At 29.7% G+C, this 25,572-nt stretch carries 26 protein-coding genes and 1 pseudogene; 21 read left to right on the forward strand and 6 right to left on the reverse strand.

Annotated features, from left to right (window positions below):
• Positions 1 to 4: 4 nt before the first annotated feature.
• From L1S46_RS05540 to L1S46_RS05605, 14 genes are all read left to right on the forward strand, one after another.
• A complete protein-coding gene (locus L1S46_RS05540; protein WP_238899460.1) occupies positions 5 to 361 on the forward strand; it encodes a prohead protease in 357 nt (118 codons plus the stop codon).
• A gap of 6 nt (positions 362 to 367) precedes the next feature.
• Entirely contained in the window at positions 368 to 952 is a 585-nt protein-coding gene (locus L1S46_RS05545; protein WP_238899461.1) for a major tail protein, read from the forward strand.
• A 70-nt stretch (positions 953 to 1,022) separates the two neighbouring features.
• Positions 1,023 to 1,400 carry an RNA polymerase subunit sigma gene (locus L1S46_RS05550; RefSeq protein ID WP_238899462.1) on the forward strand — a complete coding sequence of 126 codons (378 nt, stop codon included), beginning with the start codon at positions 1,023 to 1,025 and terminating at the stop codon, positions 1,398 to 1,400.
• Positions 1,401 to 1,525: 125 nt separating this feature from the next.
• Positions 1,526 to 1,630, forward strand: a complete 105-nt coding sequence (locus L1S46_RS05555; protein WP_238899541.1) for a hemolysin — start codon at positions 1,526 to 1,528, stop codon at positions 1,628 to 1,630.
• A gap of 17 nt (positions 1,631 to 1,647) precedes the next feature.
• Positions 1,648 to 4,923 carry a phage tail tape measure protein gene (locus tag L1S46_RS05560; RefSeq protein WP_238899463.1) on the forward strand — a complete coding sequence of 1,092 codons (3,276 nt, stop codon included), beginning with the start codon at positions 1,648 to 1,650 and terminating at the stop codon, positions 4,921 to 4,923.
• Position 4,924: 1 nt separating this feature from the next.
• On the forward strand, positions 4,925 to 5,629 hold the full coding sequence (locus L1S46_RS05565) for a phage tail protein (protein WP_238899464.1): 705 nt from the start codon (positions 4,925 to 4,927) through the stop codon (positions 5,627 to 5,629).
• Positions 5,629 to 7,314: a phage tail spike protein gene (locus L1S46_RS05570; protein ID WP_238899465.1), complete on the forward strand. Its 1,686-nt coding sequence runs from the start codon at positions 5,629 to 5,631 to the stop codon at positions 7,312 to 7,314. Before L1S46_RS05565 ends, L1S46_RS05570 begins: the two co-directional genes overlap by 1 nt.
• 17 nt (positions 7,315 to 7,331) lie before the next feature.
• The gene (locus L1S46_RS05575) at positions 7,332 to 8,057 is read left to right on the forward strand and encodes a hypothetical protein (RefSeq protein WP_238899466.1); all 726 of its coding nucleotides are present in this window, start codon (positions 7,332 to 7,334) and stop codon (positions 8,055 to 8,057) included.
• A 15-nt stretch (positions 8,058 to 8,072) separates the two neighbouring features.
• Positions 8,073 to 9,026, forward strand: coding sequence for a hypothetical protein (locus tag L1S46_RS05580; RefSeq protein ID WP_238899467.1), 954 nt, complete (start codon positions 8,073 to 8,075; stop codon positions 9,024 to 9,026).
• Positions 9,027 to 9,040: 14 nt separating this feature from the next.
• Positions 9,041 to 9,283: a hypothetical protein gene (locus tag L1S46_RS05585; protein ID WP_238899468.1), complete on the forward strand. Its 243-nt coding sequence runs from the start codon at positions 9,041 to 9,043 to the stop codon at positions 9,281 to 9,283.
• A 178-nt stretch (positions 9,284 to 9,461) separates the two neighbouring features.
• Positions 9,462 to 9,698: a hemolysin XhlA family protein gene (locus L1S46_RS05590; RefSeq protein ID WP_238899469.1), complete on the forward strand. Its 237-nt coding sequence runs from the start codon at positions 9,462 to 9,464 to the stop codon at positions 9,696 to 9,698.
• Between the two features lie 15 nt (positions 9,699 to 9,713).
• Positions 9,714 to 10,109 (forward strand): hypothetical protein, encoded by a 396-nt coding sequence (locus tag L1S46_RS05595; protein WP_238899470.1) that lies wholly within the window; start codon positions 9,714 to 9,716, stop codon positions 10,107 to 10,109.
• Positions 10,110 to 10,178: 69 nt separating this feature from the next.
• Positions 10,179 to 10,964, forward strand: coding sequence for a GH25 family lysozyme (locus tag L1S46_RS05600; protein WP_238899471.1), 786 nt, complete (start codon positions 10,179 to 10,181; stop codon positions 10,962 to 10,964).
• A gap of 522 nt (positions 10,965 to 11,486) precedes the next feature.
• Positions 11,487 to 12,080 carry an Ltp family lipoprotein gene (locus L1S46_RS05605; RefSeq protein WP_238860726.1) on the forward strand — a complete coding sequence of 198 codons (594 nt, stop codon included), beginning with the start codon at positions 11,487 to 11,489 and terminating at the stop codon, positions 12,078 to 12,080.
• Positions 12,081 to 12,211: 131 nt separating this feature from the next.
• Here L1S46_RS05605 and L1S46_RS05610 read toward each other — a convergent pair whose 3' ends face one another.
• The gene (locus L1S46_RS05610; RefSeq protein WP_238899472.1) at positions 12,212 to 12,634 is read right to left on the reverse strand and encodes a helix-turn-helix transcriptional regulator; all 423 of its coding nucleotides are present in this window, start codon (positions 12,632 to 12,634) and stop codon (positions 12,212 to 12,214) included.
• A 36-nt stretch (positions 12,635 to 12,670) separates the two neighbouring features.
• Between L1S46_RS05610 and L1S46_RS05615 the strand changes: the two are divergent.
• From L1S46_RS05615 to L1S46_RS05640, 6 genes and pseudogenes are all read left to right on the forward strand, one after another.
• Positions 12,671 to 13,138 (forward strand): annotated as a pseudogene (locus L1S46_RS05615) (ABC transporter substrate-binding protein); the annotation flags it as partial.
• 34 nt (positions 13,139 to 13,172) lie between these two features.
• Entirely contained in the window at positions 13,173 to 13,940 is a 768-nt protein-coding gene (locus L1S46_RS05620; protein WP_238860723.1) for an ABC transporter ATP-binding protein, read from the forward strand.
• 31 nt (positions 13,941 to 13,971) lie between these two features.
• A complete protein-coding gene (locus tag L1S46_RS05625) occupies positions 13,972 to 14,763 on the forward strand; it encodes an ABC transporter permease (protein ID WP_039773927.1) in 792 nt (263 codons plus the stop codon).
• Between the two features lie 303 nt (positions 14,764 to 15,066).
• Entirely contained in the window at positions 15,067 to 15,423 is a 357-nt protein-coding gene (locus tag L1S46_RS05630; RefSeq protein WP_238860721.1) for a CidA/LrgA family protein, read from the forward strand.
• Positions 15,424 to 15,462: 39 nt separating this feature from the next.
• The gene (locus L1S46_RS05635) at positions 15,463 to 16,176 is read left to right on the forward strand and encodes an LrgB family protein (RefSeq protein WP_041894524.1); all 714 of its coding nucleotides are present in this window, start codon (positions 15,463 to 15,465) and stop codon (positions 16,174 to 16,176) included.
• 335 nt (positions 16,177 to 16,511) lie between these two features.
• The gene (locus tag L1S46_RS05640) at positions 16,512 to 17,648 is read left to right on the forward strand and encodes a hypothetical protein (RefSeq protein ID WP_238860719.1); all 1,137 of its coding nucleotides are present in this window, start codon (positions 16,512 to 16,514) and stop codon (positions 17,646 to 17,648) included.
• A gap of 173 nt (positions 17,649 to 17,821) precedes the next feature.
• Here L1S46_RS05640 and L1S46_RS05645 read toward each other — a convergent pair whose 3' ends face one another.
• From L1S46_RS05645 to L1S46_RS05665, 5 genes are all read right to left on the reverse strand, one after another.
• Complete coding sequence (locus tag L1S46_RS05645) at positions 17,822 to 18,871, reverse strand: galactose ABC transporter substrate-binding protein (RefSeq protein ID WP_238899473.1); 1,050 nt, start codon at positions 18,869 to 18,871, stop codon at positions 17,822 to 17,824.
• 173 nt (positions 18,872 to 19,044) lie between these two features.
• Positions 19,045 to 19,629: a flavin reductase family protein gene (locus tag L1S46_RS05650; protein ID WP_011968283.1), complete on the reverse strand. Its 585-nt coding sequence runs from the start codon at positions 19,627 to 19,629 to the stop codon at positions 19,045 to 19,047.
• Between the two features lie 105 nt (positions 19,630 to 19,734).
• Positions 19,735 to 21,057 (reverse strand): D-alanyl-D-alanine carboxypeptidase, encoded by a 1,323-nt coding sequence (locus L1S46_RS05655; protein ID WP_077828850.1) that lies wholly within the window; start codon positions 21,055 to 21,057, stop codon positions 19,735 to 19,737.
• 165 nt (positions 21,058 to 21,222) lie between these two features.
• A complete protein-coding gene (locus tag L1S46_RS05660; RefSeq protein WP_011968285.1) occupies positions 21,223 to 21,945 on the reverse strand; it encodes a type 1 glutamine amidotransferase in 723 nt (240 codons plus the stop codon).
• An 18-nt stretch (positions 21,946 to 21,963) separates the two neighbouring features.
• Entirely contained in the window at positions 21,964 to 23,322 is a 1,359-nt protein-coding gene (locus L1S46_RS05665; protein ID WP_039773906.1) for a Mur ligase family protein, read from the reverse strand.
• 274 nt (positions 23,323 to 23,596) lie between these two features.
• On the opposite strand from L1S46_RS05665, the gene zapA reads away from it, so the two are divergent.
• On the forward strand, positions 23,597 to 25,561 hold the full coding sequence (zapA, locus tag L1S46_RS05670; protein WP_238860712.1) for a cell division protein ZapA: 1,965 nt from the start codon (positions 23,597 to 23,599) through the stop codon (positions 25,559 to 25,561).
• Positions 25,562 to 25,572: the final 11 nt, after the last annotated feature.

The following is a 25,572-nucleotide window of genomic DNA, read 5'->3' on the forward strand; positions in this document are numbered from 1 at the left end:
TGCAATGGTTAATATTAAGAAGTTTATAAAAGATACATTATCAAATTCTGAAATATTAAATTTAACAGCAGATAAAAAAGTTTATTTTATACATGCCAATAAGCCTAACACACCGTACGTTGAATATGAGATCTTTGATGAGAATGGTGAGGAATGGGCAGAAAATAAAGAGATAGCAACAAACTTTTATTTGCAAGTAGATATATTTAGCAGAACAGATTATACAGATTTAGAGAATAAAATTAAAGAAGTAATGACAAACGCTGGCTTTAATAGGAGTATGGCTGCCGATTTATATGAAAATGATACGCAGTTATTCCATAAAGCTATGCGTTTTTTTATTACACTGGAAGTGAGGTAAAAATATATGGCTATTGTAGGCTTAGAAAAGCTTTATTATTCAAAGATTACAAAGGATGATTCTACAGGAATCGTATTTGATAAACCAATTTATTTACCAGGTATTAAAGAAATTAAGATTGCACCAAAGAGCAATACAGCAAAATTATATGCAGAAAATAAGGTGTGGGATCAAACAACAACATTAGAAGATATTGAGGTTACTGTAAATGTAGCTGATTTGACCAATGCACAATCTGCTGATTTGTTAGGACAAACAATTGCAACAGAAGGAGGAACATTTGCATCATCTGATGATATTGCTCCATATATAGCATTGCTTTATGTAGCAAATAAGTCTAATGGCAAAAAGAGATATGGAATTCTTTATAAGGGGAAAATGGAATTACCAGATGATTCTAGTAAAGGGCAAGAAGGAAAAGTTGATTATCAGACACCAGAAATGAAAGCAACATTCCAACCGCTACAAAATAATGGAATGTGGAAATATAATGTAGATGAGGATGATCCAAATTGTCCAAGTGACATTGAAACTAAATTCTTTGAAAGTGTAATTGTACCTACTAAAAAAGTAACTACACCAACTACTTAAGTATTTTAAACTCTCAATCATTTAATTTGGTTGGGAGTTTCTTATAAAATCAGGGAGGAGATATGTATACATGTTTGGCGAAACTAGAAAATTAAAGATAGGTGAAAATGAATATAATTTTAAAATGACAAATGAAACCATTTTGAAAGTAGATGATAAGTATGGGAATTACGGAACAGTGCTACAAGGAATAATGGAAGGAAAACAATTTTATACTAATGCATTAAGACTAATGTCCTGTAGCTGTATAGATAAGGAAACTGGAAATGATAAAAAAGTAGAAAGGACTAAAGAATTTAGCATAGAGGAATTAATAAATTTATTAAAACCTCAGCAACTTAATAACGAGATACCTGAATTTGTAAAGAATTTATATTTTGATTATATAGGTATTGATACTAGTGTTAAGAAAAAAGATTCAAAACTGAATAATAAAGAAAAAAACTAGGTGACCAGTCAAAAAATCCTTATGAGATTGATTTTGACTGGCTTTTTTATATTAGTAAGGTTCATTTAAATTATACAAAAGCTGAGTTTTTAGAATCTACACACGCTGAAATATATAAAATGTGGATGAAGCATGTGAAATTTAATAGTTGGGAAATTAAAGACGAAGACGATGCAAATAAATCTGGAAATGAAGAAAGAGTTTATATAGATGAAATACCATTCTTATAAGAAAGGAGGTAAAGTAATTGAGCGACTTGGAAAAACTAATAAAGGCCAAGATGGTGCTAGATGATACTGGATATAATTCTAGTATTAAAGGTATAAATAGCAGTTTAAAAGAAGTTCAATCAGAATTCAAATTAGCTAGTGAAGGTCTTAAGACATTTGGATCTACTAGTGATAGATTAAAATCAGCACAAGATGCACTTGCCAAACAATTTGATTTGCAATCTAAAAAAGTTGATACCTATAGAGAAGCAATGGAGAAAGCTAGCCAGAAGATGAGTGATAATATCTCTGAAAGAGATAAATTAAAAGCTAGTTTGGAAAGTGCCAATAGTAAGTACCAAGAAGCAATTCAGTTATATGGAAAAGAAAGCGAACAAGCTAAAAAGGCTAAAGAAGCAGTAGATCAATTGACAACTGAGTATAGTAAAAAAGAAAAAGCAATTGAATCTAATGCTAAACAGATACAAAATTATCAAACTAATATGAATAAAGCTGAAACTGAGATGGTCAAAACTCAGGGAGAGCTTCAAAAAATAAATGATGAGCTTGATAAGAGTAATAATAAGTGGCTCAATGCAAGCAATGGTTTAAAAGAAAGTTGCGAGAAACTAAAGGATTTTGGGAGTAAGGCTACTAATGTTGGAGATGGAATATTAAAAATTACAGCACCTTTAGAAGCAGCAGGAATAGCAGGAGTTAAATTTAGTACTGATTTCCATGATGGCATGGCCAAGATTAGTACTGTTGCTGATACAACTAATATCAGTATAGAAGACCTAGGAAAAGGTGTTATAGATCTATCTAATATGTCGGGAGAAAGTTTTGATACTATTCAAGATGGTATGTATGATACTATTTCTTCAGGCGTTGCAGCAGAAAAGTCGGTAAATTTTCTAACAACAGCGGTCAAGGCGGCTAAAGGTGGATTTACTGATACAGCCACTAGTGTAGATGGATTAACTACAGTGCTAAATGCTTATGGACTTAAGACAGAAGAAGTGACTAATATTGCTAATCAAATGTTTATTGCGCAAAACTTAGGAAAAACAACTTTTGGAGAAATGTCTAGCTCTATAGGTAATGTCATTCCAACAACAGCAGCATTAAAAGTAACTACATCAGAGCTATTCAGTTCATTAGCAACATTAACTGCGAATGGTATTAAGACATCTGAAGCTGTTACAGGGCTAAAAGCAGCTTATTCTAATATAGCTAAACCATCAGATGATGCTGCAAAAATGGCACAGAAGTTAGGTATAGAATTCAATGCAGCACATTTACAGAGTGTTGGATGGGGAAAGTTCTTAGAAGAAGTAAAACAAAAAACTAATGGTAATACAGAAGAGTTGTATCAATTATTTGGTTCTGTAGAAGCAGTTAACACCGTGCTTACTATGACAAGTGATCAAGGAATGAACTTATTCCAACAAAGTATGGATCAAATGACTACTAATACCACAGCCTTAGATGATGCATTTACAAAAGTAGATGAAACTGCTGGTAATAAAATGAGAAAAAACTTCAATGAATTAAAAAATGCAAGCATAGAATTAGGCGATGCATTAGCACCAGTAATGGAAGAGGCTACTAATGTAATCGGTGGCTTGACATCAACTCTAGAAGGTATGGATAAAGGAACTGTAACAACTATTGCAGATGTAGTAATGTTTAGCACTGCGCTAGGTGGAGTTCTAAAAGTAGTTGGTGGAGTGTCTAGTGGGATTGGAACTGTAATTAATGTAGCATCTAAATTATCTGGTGCTTTAGGAACTGCAACTGTAGCTACAGAAACAGTTGCAGAAGCTGGAGCGGTTGCTGGAGGAGTCGGAGGTGCTACAGGATTTGGTGCATTGGCTACAGGGATGGGTGGCGCAGTTGTAGCTGCAGCTCCATACATTGCAGTGGCTGGTGCAGTTGCTTTAGCTGGGTATGGAATATATAAAGGGTTAACTCAGGACGTTGTACCAAGTGTTGATTTATTTGCAGATAAAGTTGAATATACTTCACAAACTGTGCAAACTGAATATGGAGCTATGACACAAAATGTTGCAACCAATACAATAAAGATAAGTGAAGCAACAAAGACAGCAGTAAAAGATTATCTAGATATGGATCAAAATGCTAAAGCCTCACTTCAGGATCTATATATTAATGGAACTGTTATTACAGGACAAATTGCAACTGATACTAAAGCTAAATTCGATGGTATGACTCAGAGTGTTATACAAGGATATGAGAAACAGAAAACTGATAGCATATCTAAGTTACAAGAGTTATTTACACAACAAAATACTCTTACCAGTACAGAGCAGACTGAAATCATGCAAAAGGCAACGGAATTTTATACTAATAAAGAGAATCAAACACAGCAATATGAAGATCAAATTAATCAAATAATTCAAAATGCGGCAAACAATCATAGAACTTTAACGAGCCAAGAAGTAACTGACATAGGACAATTACAAAATCAAATGAAAGAAAATGCGGTAAAATCACTTTCTGACAATGAGGTTGAAGCACAGGTTATTTTACAGCGTATGAAGGATTATGATGGAAGAATTACTGCTGAACAGGCATCAGAACATATTCAAAAATTAAATGAAAGTAGAGATGGAGCAATTAAAGCTGCTAATGATGAATATGACCAAACTGTTGCAACAATAATTAAGCAGCGTGATGAAGTAGGTTCTATAACATCAGAGCAAGCTGACAAAATGATAGCAGATGCAACAAAGCAAAGGGATGATACTATTCAAAAGGCACAAGAAACTCGTGATGGAGCGGTTGAGAAAATAAAAGGAATGAATAGTGATCTTGAAAATAGTGTAGATACAAGTACAGGTAAGATATTAACCTGGTGGGATAAATTGAAAAATTGGTGGAGCAGTTGGATTCCATCAAATAAAACATTCTCCTATAATGTAAGTGGAAATGCTTCAGATGTAGATGCAGCTGATGCAGATCAATTAACAATTGGAGAACACTGGACAGGTGGAGTTATGGAGAATTCGGGTTTAACTACGCTTCATGAGAGAGGATATGAGGTTTATCAACTAAAGGCAGGCACAAGAATTTATAATCATGATGCAAGTGAGGATTTAGTCTTAAAAACTGCTGAAAGTGTAGCTAATAAAGTTGCTAGCAATATTGCTCAAAATTCTTATGAAGGTTCAAATGGACAACCTATTATAATTCAAGTCCCAGTTAATTTGGATGGCAGAGAAATTGCTAGAGTTTCAACTCCATATATAAGTAGAGATTTAGCATTTAGTTCAAATAGAAGGAAGTGGTAGGGTGTCATTTATATTCTATAATAATTTAAATAGCTCAGATGATTTAGATTTAGTAATAGAAAATATTCCAGTCATACCATCCTGTAATATTATATACGAAACAATATCAATTGATGGTGGAGAAAATCTTACAAAGATTAAAGGATTTGAAGATATAAGTCTTAGTTTTGATTTTTGGTATAAGGCTAATGAAGATGAGTATTTAATAAAAAAATCTATAATTGATAATTGGCTATTAAGTTCGATATCTAAAGAACTTTTCTACAGTTTAGATGAATTTAAAACTTATAAAGTTAAGCAAGTTAAAATAAGTGAAACAAAGACAACAAGTAATATAGTAAGGCACTTTACCGTAGCCTTTACTTGCAAAGGACTAAAATACATGACAATTGGATTAAAGACAAAAATCATAACAATTAGCGGAACGATATTAAATAATTTTGGAACGTATGAAGCTAAGCCTATACTGAAGATTTATGGAAGTGGAAGCATAACTTTAAATATAAACAATACCAGTTTCACTGTAAAAAATGTAGTTGATTATGTGACAATAGATTCAGAAATAAAAGAATGTTACAAAGATAATATTAATTTTGGTAGAAATATGACTGGTGATTGGCCAGTCTTTTCTATTGGCAAAAATACAATTTCATGGTCTGGATCTGTAAGGAAAATAGAAGTTACACCTTACTGGAGGTGTTATTAATGATTAGACTATTCAGGAATACTGAAACAGATTTTTCTCATAACGAATGGGTATTAAATGAAATAATGTCATGCAAGGTTACTGAAGAGATAAATGAAGATTATACTATGGAACTAGAATATCCATTAGAAGACACTAAAAATATTTCTAGTAATTTAGTCACAGCTTCAATAATTTCTACTCCAACGATTGATAGTAGAGGTGATCAGCAATTTAGAATAATTCAAAAAGAAACTAACTCTAATTCTAGCATTGTTCAAGGTCAATCTAAGTTATTGTCCGATTTGAAAGAAAATAGGATTAGAGCTATGACTATTGTAGGAAAGACTAGAAAAGAAGCTATACAAATTATATTGAATAGTGCTTTAGATCCTCATAATTATAAAGTTGGTAACTTAGATACAAATACTAATAAGAATGTGATATTGGAAGTTAAGGAAGGCAACTTATTAAGTGCCATTATAGGCTCAGAGAATAGTGTTTTATCTGAATATGGTGGAGAATTTATAGTAAGCAATGAAACTATAGATATAGTTGACCAAAGAGGGGAAGACAATGGTGTTGTTATTGAATATGGTAAAAATATATCTTCGATAAAAGAAACTATAGATAACACAGATTTAGCAACAGTTCTTATACCAAAGTCAGGAGACTATAGATTGCCAGAATATCAGATTGTAAGTCCTAATGCTGGGGCATATGAAAAGAAATACTATCGAGATGTTGAATTAAATTTGAATATTTGGGATGGAACTAATACAAAAGATGAGAAACAAATTACAGTTGAAGAAGCATATAAGATTATGAGAGATACTTGTAACAAGATGTTTAATGAGGATAAAGTAGATCAAATAACTTTTAACTATGTTATAGATTTTATAGAACTAAGTAAAACAGAAGAATATAAAAATTATAAAGCTCTAGAGAGTGTAAAGTTAGGAGATACGGTTTATATCAAACATAAGAAGTTAAATCTGGATTTACAAGGTAGAGTTAATAAAATCAGCTATACAGTAGAGTCTGAGGGGAATACAACAATAGATAAAGTTGAAATTGGATTTGCTAGAAAAAATATAACGGATATTATAAGTGATACTGTAAAGCAAATACAGTTTGCCAAGCAAGAGATAGTTTTACAAGTTTCAAATTCTGAGAAAAAGATAAACGCAAGGATTGATTTACAGGAAGAAAAGATTGATGCAGTAGTTGAACAGGATGGAACAGGAATGGGATGGGAGCTAAGTAAAAATGCATTTAAGGTAGCTTGTGTAGGCGCTAGTGGTGCATATGTAATAATAGATGTGAATGGTTTAGAAGTTCATGATGGTAAGTTTAGACTTTACAAAGACTCTAAGTTAGTTTTTTATGTTAATGCAAACGGAAGATGTACTGCTGATGGTGGCTTTGTTGTAGATGATGGAGACGCAAACTATAAGCTAGATAAAAATGGTCTAAGCATGACTAATGAAAATGGATATACAAGTAGAATTTATGTGGCAGATAATGCAACCACTTTAGTTGCTGATGATGATTTTGAAATTACTAATACTTTAAATGTAAAAGATAGTGCCAGATTTAGAGCCTACACTAAATTTTACAGTAGTGTAGATTTTGATAATGACAATATAAATATAGGCTCTAAAACTTTAAAAGAGTATATAGAATATGTGGTGAAAAATATGTAAGGGGAGAAGGTGATTAAGTGTCTATATTTGATTCTTTGAGTTTTGACATAGATTTAAAACTTGAAAATTCTCCAATATATTATAAATGCAAGCAAAACGATACAATTACTTTTAGCTTTAATGTTTATGATAATGGGTTGAGCGCAGATTTAACAGGATTCTCATGTATATTAAATGTCAACAAAGCTAATATGGGATACGAAATTAGAGATACTGACATAACTATATCTAATAATAATATAAAAGTGAAGTGCCCATCTAGTACAACACAATTCTCAGGAGATTTAAAATTTGAGATAAAGCTAATTGATCGTATAAATAATTTACAAAAGACAAGCTTTGATATATTTTTAAAAGTACAAAATTCTATTTTGGCCAGTTCTAATGGTAATATCCCATCAGTAATAATTACACCATTAGAACACTTAGATGAAAGCTTAAACCAAATAGCAGGTAAAATAGCAGAAGCAAATGCAATGAATACCACACTTATTAACACAAAAAACTCTGCTGATAATACTAATACTATTTTAAATGCTACTATTAGCGCTGCAAAAAACACTATGAATAATTTAAATAATGCGATAGATGAAGGTAATAATGTTATAGATAAATTAGCTAATACAAATTGGTCATATATAGAATGGATAGGATCTATAGTTGAAAAGTTAGCAATTGGAACCTTAGATGATGAAAATGGAACGCCTTTAGTAGATGAAAATAATGAACAATTTATAGGATAGGAGATGATTTAATAAATGGGATGGAAAATAACTGATAAGTTTTTAGTAGATCCACAGGATAGCGATTCAGTACCTTTTGATCAAGGTGGTATTGTAAGAAGAAGCACATGGGGGAAGATGAAAGATTACATATTGGGAAACGCATCACTTGTAACAAATGATAAAACAGTTCGCGGAGCAATAAACGAGGTTAATACATCATTGTCAGATTTGACGCAGAAAGGTGTTGTTTATAAAACAATGCCAGCAAGCTTTGATGTAACCAAAATTTCAACATGGACAGAAAATGGAATTTACTTAACTGATACAAATGGAGTAACTGACTTGCCTGTTGGATGGGCACAAGGTAGACACGTGGTTGTAGTATTTAATCCTGGAAATGCAAGTTATGGGATGCAAATAATAGCACCGTATCAAGGTTCAAGTGGAACATCAAAAAAGATGGCATTTAGAAATAGTATTATTGATGGTAGTGTATGGAAGGAATTAGCTAACTCAAATGATTTAAACACTCATACAAATGCTTTAATGACAGATACAAACGGAGTCCATGGGTTTAAAGTAGAAACAGGAACATGGACACCGGTTTTAAAAGGATTAACAGTCGCGGGTAATAATTCGTATAGCCAACAAGCAGGAAGATATGTTAAGCATGATAAGTTAATAACTTGTTTTTTTAGAATAAGTATTTCTGCTAAAGATGCTAATATGGCAGGTGATATACACATTAGTGGTTTACCTTATTCTTCTTATAATGTTAATGCAAATAAACCAGGCATAAACATTGGTGAAATTGCTTATATTACTTTACCTACAGGATGTACACAATTTACAGGCGAACTTATTTCTGGTGGTAATACTATTCAATTAGTTGCAAATGGTGGCAGTTACGCTACTACTATAAAAGAAAGTAATCTTGCCGCTTATCCAACAATTATAGGTTCAATCACATATGAAACAACTTTATAGGAGGAATTAGAATTATGAATGAAAAAATAACTTTAGCATTATCAACAGACAGTGTGACAATTAAAAAACAAATAACTACTATTTTTAATGGTGTTGAATATCCAATAGGTGATGTTGATTCAATTTCTTACATTAATACAACAGACGGAAGAAATGACGTACAGAACATTGTTGCTGAACCATACAAGAGTGCAATTTTTGCTATGTGGGGAGATAGTCCAACAGTTACAATAGAGTATATAAGTTCTACACAATAGGAAAATAGAATGTATCAGTAAATTTAATAAAAAGTATAGAAAGTGTATAAAAATTTAATAATTATAAGTAGTATAATAGTAATTATAAAGAAATAAAAGTATAAGTGATTAATTGCACCAATATGGTGTTTTTTTTATTGCTTACTTTTATAAAGATTTCAAATAAGGTAGGTGTAATATGAATGAAGAATTAGTAAAGGACAAAATTGAAACTCACGAAAGAAGGCTTAATAGTCATGGGGATAGGATTGATAAGCTTGAACAGGATGGAAGAGAACTGAAGACAGAGCTTAAAAATCTATGTGAAAATCTTAAAAACTTAACTAGCATGATGAAGTGGTTTATAACTGCAATGGGAGGAGCTTTAATTAGCTTCTTTTTTTATGCAGTTCAAACAGGAATATTTAATAAATAATTGGAGGTATGTAAAATGATAAAACAAATTTTAGGGCTAGTAATGAGTATATTAAAAAATAAAACATACATGACAGCAGCTAGAGAGGTATGGAGCATTGTAGACGAGAACTTTAGGATTACAGAAAAAATTGAAGATAAATTTAGAAGTAAAACTGAAGAATTCGATAAATTATTGCTTGCTAAATTTCCAGAACTAACTAAGGAAGATGTTATATATTTTAGGCAGGCAGTTGCAGGAAGTGTTAATGTGGGGAAGGAAGCAGTATTAGATAATTCCGTAATTATGAAGGAATTACAAGAATCAAACGCTAAATTACAAGCAGAAAACGCAAGTCTAAAAGATCAATTAAGCAAATTCCAATCGCTTGCAGCAGCAACAGTAAACGCAGATGTGCAGCAAACAGTATAAGCTTAGTTTTTAGGGTGACCTTTAAGGTTACTCTTATTTTTATATTTAAAATAAGAAAGGAAGATATAAATGAAAGGTATAGATATAAGTAATCATAACGGAAATATAAATTTTAACCAAGTAAGAACAGCAGGAGTAGAAGCTGTTTATATTAAAGCTACAGAGGGAACAACATTTAAAGATAGTTATTTAGATACTAATTATTTAAACGCACATTATGTAGGATTAAAAACAGGGTTCTATCATTTCTTAGTTGGAACTAGTGAGCCAGAAACTCAAGCCAATAGTTTTTATAATGCTATAAAAGATAAAAGCAGTGATCTTATTCCGATGCTAGATGTAGAAACTAATTTTGATGGATTAATGGAGTATATTCTAAGATTTATTGCTAAATTTAAAGAGCTATCTAATATGCAAATAGGTATTTATACTTATACTAGTTTTATGGATAACTTAGATAATAGAATTGCGGATTATCCATTATGGGAAGCAAACTATAATAATGATCCATGGAAATTAAATTCTAATTTCTTCACTAATAGAGTAGGACACCAATATAGTGAAACAGGATCTGTAAGCGGAATAAATACTGATTGCGATATGAATGAGTTTAATGAAGGAATATTAAATAAAAACACTGGATATGTTGTTACAAACTATTTACCTAATGGCTATCAAGGAGATAATAGTTTTAATGGTGTTGATGCTGATTATGTGCTTCAATATTTCAAAGATGTTAGGTGTTATTTCAGAGGAAACGAAAAAGGGGTATGGATTGAAACTCAAAATATATCTATGAGCAAATGCCTAGAGCTAAAAGAAACTTTGGGAAGCTGGTTTTATGATATAAAGTAATATGGTATAATGATTATTACTAAATTGCATATACTCTGTTTAGTAAAGGTAGACTAGGTAGAATACTTAGTCTACCTTTTTTGCTTTAATATAATAATTCTTATAAATCAGATAAAAGTAGTCTTGTATAATTTGTGGAATTATGGTATTATAATGTTACACACAAAGCTAACAGCGATAGTGGATAGCGTTAGACTCCCAAGATAATTACAAGATTCTTTTTTAAGCATTAAGTCTTGTAGGGTAGTAAAGAGAAATCTTTATTACCCTTATTTTTTTGCAAAAAAAAGAGATAGCAAAAAAAATATTAGGAGAATAATGGTCCAAGCTATCTCTTTATTTATTAAAAATAGGAAATCGTATCTTAATTCTTAACATTATTAAAATAAAATATACATAAAATTATAAAAGTATATTCCAATAAAATAATTAATTAACAAAATTACAGAAATAATGTTTTATTGACAATGATATAAAATAATATACAATTATAGTATAAATGTAAATAAGGGGGAAATGATAATGTCGAAAATGATGAACTGTAAAACGTGTGGAGCAGAAATAGCTGCAAGTGCTAAAACATGTCCAAGTTGTGGAGGAAAAAATAAAAAGCCTATTTTTAAAAGATGGTGGTTTATATTAATTGTTCTGGTAGTGATAATAGGTGCCTTAGCATCAGGAGGAAACAAAGGTAAGAATACAACAGATGAATCTCAAGAAGCTACTAATACATCAACCGCTAATGCCAACAAAGATGAACCTAAACAAGAACAGGCAAAAGATACTAAAAAAGATACAAAAGACAATGTACCTAAGGAATATCAATCAGCATTAAAAAAAGCAGATACTTATGCTAATCAAATGAATTTATCTAAAAATGGCTTATATGAGCAACTAACATCAGATGCTGGAGAGCAATTTCCTAAAGAAGCTGCACAGTATGCTGTAGATAATGTAAAAGCAGATTGGAAAAAGAATGCATTAGCTAAAGCTAAAATATATCAAAATGAAATGAACATGTCTAAGAGTGCTATACATGACCAACTAGTATCAGATGCCGGAGAAAAATTTACTGAAGAAGAAGCACAATATGCTGTAAGTAATTTAGAAAATTAAAATATAAAAAAATGTGGCAAATTTTAAAATATAACTATTTGCTACATTTTTTATATTTTAGAGCACCGAAGATGAAAAAAATAATCATGATGTAATTACATAAAATTAGATTGAGAGAATAAATCTTAAATTTAAGTATTCAAATAACTTTTCATCTTTTCAAATACGCTTCGAGTAGGCACATTATTTTCATAGCAATATCTATATAAAGTTCTTTTAGATATACCCAAAGATTTACACAACTTATCCTTATTAATGTGGATATTTTTATTAAGTACGGTGGATAAATATTGATGAAAGTTATCCATGGATTCTAAATATGGATCATAAAAATATTTACTATTAATATTAAAATAACTAGCTAGTTTTATTGATTGCTCTTTTGTGGGGAACAACTCACCACGCTCATATTTTGATATACTCGATTTACTAATATCTATAATTAATGACAATTCTTTTTGTGTTAAATTATTTAACTTTCTCAGTCTAATCAAATTTTCAGCAATCGTATTTGTTGGCAGATATTTAAACTCATCTTTTAAATCAATTCTCAAAATACAGTTTTCTAAAATCGCTTTTTCATGTACCGAGCATTTAAAGGCGGTACAGGTGATTATGTGGCTCTCTTTGAACCTACAGCTTCTGCAATTCAGAAAGAAGGAACTGGATATATTCTTGCATCTGTTGGTGAAGAATCAGGATTAATTCCTTATACTTGTTATTTTACAACAAAATCTTATATGGATAAAAATCCACAAGTAATACAAGGGTTCACAAATGCTATCTATAAAGGTCAGCAGTGGTTTTTTAGTCATAGTACAGAGGAAGTTGCAGATAGCATAATTGATTATTTCCCAGGTACAGATAAAGATACAATTATGACAGTTATAGATAACTATAAAAAGATTGATGCTATAGCTCATACACCTGAAATTAAAGAAGAAAATTTAAATAGACTTATGGATATAATTACTGATTATGATTCAAGCTTAATGCCGCAAAGACCTGAATTTAGCAAGATCGTAGATAATTCTTTTGCTGAAAAAGCAGCTAAATAAAGGTCACATAAAGATGAAAAGGTGGTGATTTTATTTGAGCTTGTTAGAAATATCAAATATATCAATGAATTATCATTCTATTAAAGGTGAAACACAGGCTTTAAATAATGTTAATTTTCAAGTAGATGATGGTAAATTTATTTCTATTTTAGGACCGTCAGGATGCGGAAAATCTACATTATTAAATATAATGAGTGGACTGTTAGAACCATCTAATGGGAGCGTATTATACAAAGGTGAAGATGTAAAAAAGAATTTGGATAAGATAGGATATATGTTTCAAAAGGATCATTTATTTGAATGGAATACGGTTTGGGAAAATGTAATCTTAGGATTAAAGATAAAAAAGCAGCTAAATAGTGAATCAAAAGAAAGAGTAAGTGAATTATTAGATGCTTATGGGTTAACGAGATTTAAGAACCATCATCCTAGTGAACTTTCAGGTGGTATGAGGCAAAGAGTTGCACTTATAAGGACTTTAGCATTAAATCCAGAGATACTCTTTTTAGATGAACCATTTTCAGCGCTAGATTATCAATCGAGGCTTTTGGTATGTGATGATGTTTATAAGATAATAAAAACAGAAAAAAAGACAGCAATAATGGTGACACATGATATAGCAGAAGCGATTTCTTTGTCTGAAAAAGTAATAGTATTATCTAAGAGACCATCTAGTGTGAAGGCAGAAATTCCTATACATTTTAGCGATGAAGAATTAACTCCTTTCCAAAAGAGAAGAGCTCCAGAGTTTAGTGACTATTTTAACATGTTATGGAAGGAGTTGAATGATGGAAATGGCTAAGAAAAGTGTAAATGTTAGTGAAGTAAATAATATGTCTAAGGAACATGAAATATATTTGAATAAGGTAAAGAAAACAAAAAGAAAAATTTTAATTACTAGAATTCTTATATTGGTTATTTTTATAGCCTTATGGCAAATAGCTGCAAATCTTAAGTGGATAGATCCGTTTCTTACATCTAGTCCAACTAGAGTAATTGAATCATTTGTATCTTTATATGAAGGTGGAGGTTTAATTAAGCATATCGCAGTCACATGCTATGAAACTATCTTAGGATTCTCCTTAGGAACAATCCTAGGCTCACTAATTGCAGTAATCTTATGGTGGAGTCCTTTTGTATCAAAAATACTAGATCCATATTTAGTAGTTTTAAATGCACTTCCTAAAGTTGCTTTGGCTCCAATAATAATATTTTGGATTGGAAATGGTATTCCAGCAATAATAGTGATTGCTCTTTTAATATCAGTAATAACAACAATTATAAGTGTATTAACTGGATTTAATGAAATAGATAAAGAGAAAATTATGCTTATGAATACTTTTAGAGCGACAAAAATACAGATATTAAGATATTTAATATTTCCATACTCTATTCCTATCCTCATATCAGCTCTAAAGATAAATGTTGGTTTATCTTGGGTTGGGGTAATAATGGGAGAATTTTTAGTAGCGAAGAATGGTCTTGGATTTTTGATAGTATATGGAGGACAAGTAGCTCAGCTAGATATGGTAATGATGAGCATTGTAATACTATCAGCAATTGCATTTATCATGTATGAGGTGGTTGCAATAGTAGAAAATAAACTAGTAAAGGATAGAAGTTAAAAGTATACTATTAAACTCCACAAATACTCTCTTAAAACGACTTATTTATAAAATAAATAAGTCGTTTTAATTTTTATAGTGAATAAAATTAAACATATTTTTAGAAACTTATATTTAAAGTGCAATTAATATATAATACTGAAAATATAAGGATATTTAACAAAAAGGTAACCTTTACTTAAAGTGTAAAGGAATTTTACTTATCCATGTAATGATGGTAAATTAAATTGTAAAGGTCATATTAAGAATAGAGAGAAGTTGGTTTTTTAACAAATATGCTTAAATAATTGGAGTGTGATAAAATTGAAGTTATTTAGAGAAGCACTAATTATATTTGGAATTTATCTATTAGGAGAATTTATATCATCAATGCTTCATCTACCGATACCAGGAAATATATTAGGAATGATAATATTATTTATATTATTATACACAAAGGTAATTAAAGTGGAGAGCATTTCAAATATAACAAATTTTTTACTAGACCATCTGGCGTTTTTCTTTATTCCAGCAGGAGTTGGTTTAATGACGTCGCTTGGGATAATAAAATCGACATGGTGGCAATTATTATTAGTATGTATATTGACGACTATAATAATAATTGGGGTGACTGGTATTGTCGTTCAGGCTATTTCAAGAAAGCCAAAGAAAAATATTTAGCTTACGTACAGATAAAGTGATAAGAAAAGAGGAAAATATATGCAAATATTAATAAACAATGTTTTATTTGGACTAGTACTTTCACTCGCGTCTTTTGAAGTTGGTATATTCATTAATAGAAATACGAGAATACCAATTTTAAATCCACTACTAATTGCAATAGGAATTATAATATGTTTTTTGTTTGCATTTCATATTGATTTTGATACATATAATAAAGGTGGTCAATTTATAAATATGTTTCTTGGACCATCAACTGTGGTACTTGCAGTACCTTTATATAAACAGCTGGATCTTTTGAAAAAGAATGCTAAGGCTATTTTAACAGGTATATTTGTTGGTAGCGCTATAGGGATAATTTCTATAATAGGAATATCTTATTTAGTTGGACTTAATTCAAGTGTAATAAAATCATTAGTCCCAAAATCAGTAACAACTCCTATAGGAATATCAATAAGCAGTCAATTAGGAGGAGTTGTTCCAATAACAGTCCTTGCAATTATAATCACAGGTATAGTTGGTGCTGTATTTGGACCGACTATATGTAAAATTTTTAGGATAAAAGATAAGGTTGCAGTTGGTGTATCTATAGGAACGGCATCTCATGCAGTTGGCACTAGTAAGGCTTTAGAGCTTGGGGAAGTAGAAGGGGCAATGAGTAGTCTATCAATTGGCATTGCAGGAATAATGACAGTGATAATTGCTCCGTTAGTATATAATTTAGCATTATACATATATCATATAATAAAGTAAAAGCTTAAAAAGACTATTAAAAGTTAGCAGTAAAAATAACGGGTTATTCTAAAGAAATTATTTAGAAATAATCCGTTATTTTCTTATAAGTGGCAATATATGAAGTGGAATAGGCAGATTATAAGGTAAATATAAGTATTAGAATTTACAAAAAATATATTTATACATGTATATTATAAATAATGGGACTATAAAAGAGGTTTACTAATATTTACTTGTTGATTATAGGAAGAAAAGCAAATTATAATTATTTAAGATAGAGTAATTATGAATAATTTAAAAAATGATAGTTTATGATATTAAAAAATTAATGCTGGTGTAGGAGAAGATTAAATATGGCTCACGATGATGAAGTTCTTATAACTTATGGACTAGGGTATGCTTTTGAAAGAAGTAAATTGCTTATTATATCTGAAGTTGAGGAAAAAGTTGTATCCAAAAAAGAAGTAAATATTATGGAAGAAATAAATATAGTTAACAAATTTAAAGAAAAGTTAGATAGTAAATGTGATTTGAAATTTCCTAAAAGCTACTTAACTAATGTGGAAGAAGTTTTAGAAGAAAAAGTATCAAAGACTATACCTATAATTACATCAATAAAAGCCAAAGATGTGGACAAGCAGGATCATCTTATGGACGAGTATGTAAAAAAGGATCTAAGCCAGATGAGGCTGAGAAAAGAAGGGTATATCCAAAAAGATTCAACTTTGATTAAAGAATATTTAGATAGTTGTAGTGAAAATACATACACTAAGAATATTAAAGAAAAATCCTTGAAGTATAACAAAATGATTCTTAAGATAATTTTAACAAGTAGTTTTGGAGATGAATTTGGAGATTTTTTGAGTAAGCGAGGACAAGCTGCTATTTTAGAAGAAATAGATAAAAATGTAGGTGAGCAGTTAGAGAATTTACTTAAGAAGGACTATTTAACAAAAAAGAAGTACAGTGAATTAGATTTCTTGAATATGTTATTGTTTCTTGAGGAATGGCAAAGGAAATATTTTAAATGGGATGGAAAGTATACGGATTTAATGTTTTCAATCAACAAGGATGGAAGAAAATACAAGGGGAGAAAAGACGAAATAAAAGATTCTGTCATTTCTTTCATTAAAGAGAAGAGGTATTTGTATCTTCCATTTGGGAAATATAATGATGATAATATTTTTATAAACTTAAGTGATGAAAGATATTGTAGCATAAATGAAAATGATGAGAGCAGATCACAATATGTTATTTTAGAAAAAAAGGAGAATAATTTATATCAAATGGTATCCAATGAGTATAAAAAAATAGATTTAGAAGAGAATTCAGAACTAGGATATTTACTTTCTTATGACAATGATACTGTTTATATTTCCCTAGTTGTATATGACAAGAAGCATGAAAAAGTAAGTTGTAAATATAATAATAAATTTACTGCTTTTAAATCTAAAATGATTGAAGAATTAGAAAAACATTTTATATTATAAGTAAGTTCATAAAATTACATTAATTATTTACTTGGCGGACATAGGTGAGCTGGGTTATTTTAATTTGTAAATTTCGGTTTTTAGCTACATACAATAAGGCTGTTTTAAATTAATTAGGTATATATATATCTTAATTGCTTTAAAACAGCCTTATTAATTAATAGAATGTGTTGTTATTTTTGAGGAGTATATTCTTGATAGGGCATTTGAATTGTAACTCCTGTTTCATCAAATTTATAATTTGTATTTTCAAGAGGATTTTTATTAGCAACTAAGTTCATTCCTATGGAATAAAGGGCTTCAGCTGTTTGATTAGGATCCTGAAAAACAGTGCCTGTCATAACACCTTTATTAATTAGGTCTTTAGCTGCTGGTATTCCATCAATTCCGAAAACAGGTATATATTTTGATTTATCTTCTTTATTGTATCCGTATTTCTGTAATGCTTCAATTGCCCCTATAGCCATGGCATCATTATTTGAAATTATTGCCTCGATTTTATCTCCATATCTCAAAAATAGTAATTCAGTAGAATCTTTGGCACATATTTCATCCCAATAACAGAATTTAGATAAAATTTCTTGTGTTCTAATTCCAGCATCATTAATAGTTGATATAGAGTATGTACTTCTTGCATTTGTTACAGTACTATTATTTGGGCCCTTTAACATAAAATATTGTAATACGTTATCACCATTTCTATCCATAGTTTTTTTATCGGAGTTCCATTCTTTAACAATTAAATTTCCTTGCAAAATGCCAGATTGATCAGCATTTGTTGATACAACAAGAGCTCTATTATAAGATTTGATGGGCTCAGTATCAAAAGGTACTGTATTAAATAGAATCACAGGAATATTTCTTTGTTTTGCTTTCCTAATAACTGATCCTACAGTATTTTTATCTAAGCTGACTAAATTTATCAATAAAAGATCGTAATCACTTTGGAGCGCTGAATCTAATAAAGCATTTTGTATACCTTGATTTCTTCTACCATCCAAAAAAGTAAAGCTAACAGAATCTTTGTTTTTATTTTGAATTTCCTCCAAGCTGTTTCTTACTAAAGAGATATAAGGATCATCGAAAGCAAATAAAAGTGTTGCAACCTTTACTGGCTTCTTCGGGATAACTTGTGCATTTGCATATAAAGCAGTTTTAAGATTATAAGTAGGTATAATAGCTAATATAATTATGAACGATACTATCTTTTTTAATATTCTCATTTCAATCCTCCATATGACAATTTCAAATTGTAATATTTATTATTAGATTGTCTTTTAATATTAAATTTATTCTACATTGAAAATATATTATATAAATAAGAAAGCAGTTACATGGCAAAAGACAATGTAACTGCTGTAAACTTAATGATAAATATAAAATAAATTGAGGATTATTATTTTTTATGTACTTTTTTTTTCTTTTTTACTGAATATCCAAATGTGCCCAATGGTTTAGCGTTTAAGCCATAATATTCACCATGGCTATAACAAATCAAGTTAGCTTTGTTAAAGCATATCTTACCATTTGAATCAATTAAGTCTTCGTCGACCTTTACGTTTGTTACTTCAAACAGGAATAGATCATGTGTACCTAGAGGTGTAATTGATTTTAACTTACATTCTAAAGCTATCGGCGATTTTTGCAATGAAGGTGTGGATATACTTTCACCGTTATTAAGTTGCAAACCAAAATGTTTAATTTTATCTTCCTTCTTTCCAGAGCGAACTCCACAATAATCAACGATCTTAACCATTTCTCTAGTTGGCAAATTAATAACGCATTCACCACTTTCTTTTATGTAATCATAAGATAATCTCTCAGGTCGTATTCCCATAGCTATTATAGGTTCTTTAGTGCAAACAGTACTTACCCAGCCAACTGTAAAAACATTAACTTTATCATCTTTGTTTTTTGATGTGACAAGTACTACAGGCGTGGGATTAAGCATAACACTGCCTTTAAAATTCAATTTATTCATGTTAATTACTCCTTAAATAAAAGCATCTTCAAATACCTAGGAAGAATACAACCTATTTTTGAAGATGCTTAAGATATATTATAGAAATTAAGTAAAGTTATTTAATTATCTTCTTCTTCTGTTAGAACGGCTATAGTAATTTTTATTCTTGCGTCTTGAATTAGATGCAGCATTTTTAATAAGAGCAATAAGAGTTACGATAATAGCCAAACCTACTAAAGTAGAAATGTAGATAATTAAATTATCTTTAATTATTGAACCTAGTGAAATATCAACTGAACCTGTAACTTCTTCAGAATGATTTCTTGTACTATAAGTAAGTTTAGTATTTTTATTGAATAGTAAACTCCATGCAGTAGAATCTGTTCCTTTATAAGTAATCTGAGATTCAGAATCGTTTATAGCATTTTTATAATAGTTCACATCTTGAGTCAATTTAATTGGAACAGAGATAGTTTTTGTAGGCCCAAATAATATAAATGGTTTATATTTTACATCAGCGGTTCCAACACTTTCACCATTTGCTTTATAAACTTCTTTTTTAGCACCATAGCTATAATCCATAATAGCATCCATATCATTAAATTTTGTCATATCTGCATTATCAATTTGTCTACTTTTAAGAACAATACCAATTAACTGACGCCCATCTCTATCATAAACAGTCGCTAAACAACCGCCAGCTTCATTAGTTGTACCAGTTTTACCAGCAAGGTTACCATTTTTACCAAGTGTTAGGTTTCTATTTTCTAAAATTATTCTAGAATTCTTTAAAGTTATAGGAGCTTTTTCAAGTTCCATTGTTTCTCTTTCCCAAGGATTTGCAAAAGCTGCCTTCATAATTATTGAAAGGTCATATGCTGTAGTGTAATGATTTGGATCATGAAGTCCATTAGGAGTAACAAAGTTACTATTATTAGCTCCAAGTTCTTTTGCTTTTTTATTCATTAATTCAGCAAATGATTTAACGTCCCCGGAAATATTGTCTGCTATTACATATGCAGTATCATTACCAGAAAAAAGTAGTAAGCCCTTCATTATATCATCGGCAGTTACTTTGTCGCCAGGCTGCATAGTATTATGCATATAATTTAAATTTAAAGAGTATTCAGGTTGTTCCTTTGCAGATTTAGTATATTCAAGCTGATCTGCTTTGTCTTTGCTTTCAGCTAATAATAAGCCAGTTAAAAGTTTTGTTGTACTAGCAGGATATCTCTTGCTGTCAGCATCCTTGCAATAAATTATCTCTCCTGTTTCTAAATCCATAGTTAAAGCAGCTTCAGCCTTAATGTTTGGTAAGTTCTCTGATGAAGTTTCAGTATTAGGTTTTGCAGAATTGCTTGCTGCATAACTTGCCATACTTAATGGACTAAATAAAGAAAGAGAAAGGGTTAATGCAAATGCTTTTAAAATTAAATTTTTTTTCAAGTCAAATCTCTCCACTTCTTTTAAACATATATAAAATAATAATATTTTTTAACATGCCTTAAGTATAATAAAACATTTTAAGTATAACATTTATGTAATGCTATAACAATAAATGTTATGTAAAAAGTTACAAACAATATATGAGAATTTACAATTTTGTAATATTTACTTTAGTCTTTGTATTATAGAATTTTTTGCTTTTAATTCGAAATTATCATTCAAGTTTTCTAATTTTACATCTTCTCCGTATTTGTTCTTCAAAGCTAATGTTAGAAGCCTATCTGCAAATTCTGGATTTTTTGAAAGAAAAGAGCCATGAAAATACGAACCAAATGTATTTTTATAGATACATCCTTCATATCCATCTTCACCATTATTGCCATATCCGTGAATGCATTTTCCAAGGGGAGTATGGTCATTTATATATGTTCTACCAGAATGATTTTCAAATCCAACATAAGTTTCATTAAATTCTTCGTTAAATATTTCTGTATTTCCAATAAATCTAGTATCCCCGCCTTCGGTATATAGATTTAAAATACCAAGTCCATCTATTTTTTCTCCATTTGGAGCAGTGTAGTATTTACCTAATAATTGATATCCGCCACATATAGCTAGCATAACTTTGCCATCTTCAATATAACTTGTTAAAGCATCTTTCTTTATCTCATTTAAATCATTAGAGACTATAGACTGTTCATAGTCTTGGCCACCACCGAAGAAGATGATGTCCACATTGTCTTTATCTATGTTTTCACCTATTGAAGTATTTATTATATCTACGTCAATTCCTCTAAGGGCTGCTCTATGTTTTAAAATGAGTACATTACCTACGTCACCATATACATTTAGTAAATCCGGATATAAATGACAAATAGTTAATTCCATAATAGTATTCTCCTTATCTTACCAAAGTTTTTTTATATAACCTTTTGAATGAAGATATTTTCTATAATTAATCATTGCAGTATAAGTTGCTAATATATATATTTTTTTAGACGCAGATTCCTTAATTTTATCTGTAAGCTCTTCATAATCTTCTTTTAAAATAAATTTATCTACATTTAATCCAGCAACCTTTAATCTTACTGCCATATCATACATTCTAATTCCTGATACAAAAATATCTTCTATTTTTAAACTAGATATTTTTTCGAAGTCTACATCCCAAATCCAAGAGACATCACGTCCGTCAGCGTAATTATCATTTAACATGAAAACTGCTGAAAATTCACTCGTATTAAGAGCAAGGGTATCTAAAGCTTGGTTATATCCAGCAGGATTTTTTACTAATATAATTTGTACATCTTTATTATCAATAGATATTTGCTCTTGCCTGCCAAAGCTTGAACTTTGATTTTGAAGAGAAGCTTTAATTACTGAGTCTTCTATTCCAAGTTCTTTTGAAATGGCAAATGCACATAAGGCGTTGTAAATATTATAAGCACCTGATTGGCTTATGAAAACTTCAGTGTCATTAATTAATACAGAAGAGTTTTCAGGTGTTAAATCAAAAATTTTATTTACAGCATAAGCAAGTTCAGAACGCTTGTAACCACATTCAGGACAGTAAAAATCGCCTAAGTGATTATAAGTAACTAGATTATATGAATAAGGTGCCTTACAGAACTTGCAGAACTTTGCATCAGCATTTATTTCCAATGTAGTATCTTCTTTAATAGGTGTATTAAAACCATAATATACTACTGGATTTTTTATATCTAACTTTCCGAGTAAAGATTCATCACCATTCAAAACTAGTTTTGACTCAGGAACTTTAGTCACACCTTCTAAAATTTTAACTAGAGTTGTATAAACCTCTCCATATCTATCTAGCTGATCCCTAAATAAATTAGTTACAGTTATTATTTCAGGGGTTATATGTTCTGTAATGAATTTTACATTAGCCTCATCAACTTCTATTACCGCATAAGGATTTTCTTTTTTCTTAAAAAAAGAATAGTTGGAAACAAAACAAGCTACGATACCTGGGTATAAATTGGCTCCAGTGCTATTTGTTATAACGTGTAATTTATTTTCCTTTAGGATATTATAAATCATGCTTGTAGTTGTTGTTTTTCCGTTAGTTCCAGTAACTAGAATTACCTTGTATCCATTACTAACATGTTTTAAGATTGATTTATCAATTTTTAAAGCTATCTTACCAGGAAAATTACTTCCACCTTTTACAATGTGTTTTGCAGAAAACGCAGTAATTTTTGATAGTAATATGCTTAAAATAGATTTAATATTAATTTCACTCACCGCCCAATTCTAGTTATATATAAGAATGATTAACACAATAAAGTAATATTAATCATTTTTATACAATTAAACAATAAAATAATCAAAATAAGTATAGCATAAAATTTAAGAAGTACGAAAACTTTTTTAACAATTGAATAGATATAGTCTTTTTTTCATGAATTTGAAGAAAAAGTACAAGAATTCAAGGTTCGGTTAGTCTAACATAATTGTTTTATTGATGAATATACCCTATAATTAGAAGTAATAAAGAATTTTACGAGGTGCTATTATTATGATTAGGGTAACAGTTAATATAAATGGTATGAATTATAACTTAAAAGGGGAAAAAGACGAAAAATATTTGCTTGGGGTAGCAAATTTTGTTGATACAAGAATTAAAGAAATTTTGTCTAAGAAAGCTAGTTTTAGTACAACAGATGCTTCTGTTTTAGCAGCAGTAAATATAGCCGATGAACTTTACGAGTGTGATTTACAATTGGACAAAGCGATCAAAGTCAAAGAGACTATTAGTAATGAAAATTCTTCGTTAAAGAAGAAGGTGGATGAGCTAAGTTTACAATTAGAAAATATAAATAAAGAAAAATCAGAGATTCAAAATAATTTTCAGAAGAAAGAAGAAGAACTGCATGGAAAATATAATAATGTAGAAATAAAATTTGGTTCATTAAGTGATGAAATTAATAAACTGAAAATTGAAAATGAAAAGCTAAAAAAAGAAAATAAATTAATAACTGATGAGAATAAGAGAAATAAGAATAGTAATGAAACCTTAACTAAAGATATTGCGGACTATAAAGAGAAGAGCAAGATTCTTTATAAGAAGATAGATGAGGCCAAAAACAAAGAGCATAGATTAAATAAGCAAGTGCAACAAGCTAATGAACAAGTAAGTAGTTTAACTAGCGAACTTACTAAAGTCAATAAAGAAAAAGATATGGTAACTGAACAATTAAATGAAATGACTGCTGTAAATTTTGAGTTAGATAAACAAATAAAAGAACTTACTCAAACTAAGTTAAATTTAGATAATAAGATGCTTCTATTACAAGAAAAGAATATTTCATTAGAAGCTGATTATAACAATGTTTGTGAAGAATTGAAAAAAGTAGGCGAGAGCTTAAAATATGAAATTAATAATAAAGAAGTTATAAGTAAAGAATATACTTTATGTAAAGCAAATTTAGAAAAGTTAAATGAGGACCATTATAAATGTACTAAAGAACTTGCTGAGTATAAGGAAAAGTTAGAAAATCAAATTACTACTAATAATGCAATAACTTCTAAAGCTAGAGAAGAAAAGGAAATACTAAAAAATAAAATTACAGAGTTGTTATTAAGTGAAGAAGAATTAAATAAGAAAATTAAAAATTTACTTGTAAGAGAGCAGGAATTAAATAATAGTTTAAAACTTGAAAAAGATAATATTGTTAAGTTAACAAAAGAAATTCAAGATAATAATATGGAAAAAGCTAATCTTAATAAACAGCTTAATGATTTATTTGAAGAATCGGAAAAAGAAATTACAGAATGTAAGCAAAAATTAAGCAAGCTAAATAAAGAAAATGAATCGTTAGTAAATCAAATTGATTTATTAAATGAAGAAAAGGATACTTTAGTAAGTGAAATTAATAAATTAAAGAAAGAACAAGATATTTTGAATAATGAAATTAAAAATATCAATGATACTAACGATAAATTATCACAAGAAATAGAGAATTCTGATAGAGAAAAAGAAAGATTAGAAGAGGAATTAAAAATAACAAGAAATGATAATGAAAAGCTAAAAGGTGAACTTAAAGAAGTTCATGAAGAAAAAGAAGTAGAAGTTAATATTAAGGTAAAAGAGATTGAGGAAGTAAGCAATACATTAGAGAATAAAGAAAATGACTTAAGAAGAATTAAAGAAGAATTAGCAAGTAGAGAGAGAGCTTTAGCTAGATTAGAAAAGGAATTGGAAGATAAAGAAGGGATTTTCCTAAAATTAAAAAGAGAAATAGAAGCTAAGGAAAAAGATTTGAATACAAGTAAGGTATCAATAGATGATTTACAAGGAAAGATGTCAATACTAGCTAAAGAAAAAGAAGAATTAGCTGATGAAAATGATAAACTTAATCAAGAAGCAAGAACTTTTCACAATAGGTTATTTGAGCTACAAGCAGAAATAATAAACAAAGAAATAGAAATTGCAAGAGCTAAAAAGGAACAAGTAGGTCCTATTGTAAAAAAGAAAAGATAATCAATGAAGGA

The sequence above is a fragment of the Clostridium sp. YIM B02500 genome (assembly GCF_022324665.1).
In the GTDB taxonomy this organism is placed as follows: domain Bacteria; phylum Bacillota; class Clostridia; order Clostridiales; family Clostridiaceae; genus Clostridium; species Clostridium beijerinckii.

Coding starts and splice junctions, on each gene's coding strand:
- L1S46_RS05550 (WP_238899462.1), top strand. CDS start 1,023: ATGTTTGGCGAAACTAGAAAATTAAAGATAGGTGAAAATGAATATAAT.
- L1S46_RS05625 (WP_039773927.1), top strand. CDS start 13,972: ATGTCTAAGGAACATGAAATATATTTGAATAAGGTAAAGAAAACAAAA.
- zapA (WP_238860712.1), top strand. CDS start 23,597: ATGATTAGGGTAACAGTTAATATAAATGGTATGAATTATAACTTAAAA.
- L1S46_RS05540 (WP_238899460.1), top strand. CDS start 5: ATGGTTAATATTAAGAAGTTTATAAAAGATACATTATCAAATTCTGAA.
- L1S46_RS05590 (WP_238899469.1), top strand. CDS start 9,462: ATGAATGAAGAATTAGTAAAGGACAAAATTGAAACTCACGAAAGAAGG.
- L1S46_RS05645 (WP_238899473.1), bottom strand. CDS start 18,871: ATGAGAATATTAAAAAAGATAGTATCGTTCATAATTATATTAGCTATT.
- L1S46_RS05635 (WP_041894524.1), top strand. CDS start 15,463: ATGCAAATATTAATAAACAATGTTTTATTTGGACTAGTACTTTCACTC.
- L1S46_RS05580 (WP_238899467.1), top strand. CDS start 8,073: ATGGGATGGAAAATAACTGATAAGTTTTTAGTAGATCCACAGGATAGC.
- L1S46_RS05555 (WP_238899541.1), top strand. CDS start 1,526: ATGAAGCATGTGAAATTTAATAGTTGGGAAATTAAAGACGAAGACGAT.
- L1S46_RS05650 (WP_011968283.1), bottom strand. CDS start 19,629: ATGAATAAATTGAATTTTAAAGGCAGTGTTATGCTTAATCCCACGCCT.
- L1S46_RS05660 (WP_011968285.1), bottom strand. CDS start 21,945: ATGGAATTAACTATTTGTCATTTATATCCGGATTTACTAAATGTATAT.
- L1S46_RS05570 (WP_238899465.1), top strand. CDS start 5,629: ATGATTAGACTATTCAGGAATACTGAAACAGATTTTTCTCATAACGAA.
- L1S46_RS05605 (WP_238860726.1), top strand. CDS start 11,487: ATGTCGAAAATGATGAACTGTAAAACGTGTGGAGCAGAAATAGCTGCA.
- L1S46_RS05585 (WP_238899468.1), top strand. CDS start 9,041: ATGAATGAAAAAATAACTTTAGCATTATCAACAGACAGTGTGACAATT.
- L1S46_RS05545 (WP_238899461.1), top strand. CDS start 368: ATGGCTATTGTAGGCTTAGAAAAGCTTTATTATTCAAAGATTACAAAG.
- L1S46_RS05640 (WP_238860719.1), top strand. CDS start 16,512: ATGGCTCACGATGATGAAGTTCTTATAACTTATGGACTAGGGTATGCT.
- L1S46_RS05595 (WP_238899470.1), top strand. CDS start 9,714: ATGATAAAACAAATTTTAGGGCTAGTAATGAGTATATTAAAAAATAAA.
- L1S46_RS05600 (WP_238899471.1), top strand. CDS start 10,179: ATGAAAGGTATAGATATAAGTAATCATAACGGAAATATAAATTTTAAC.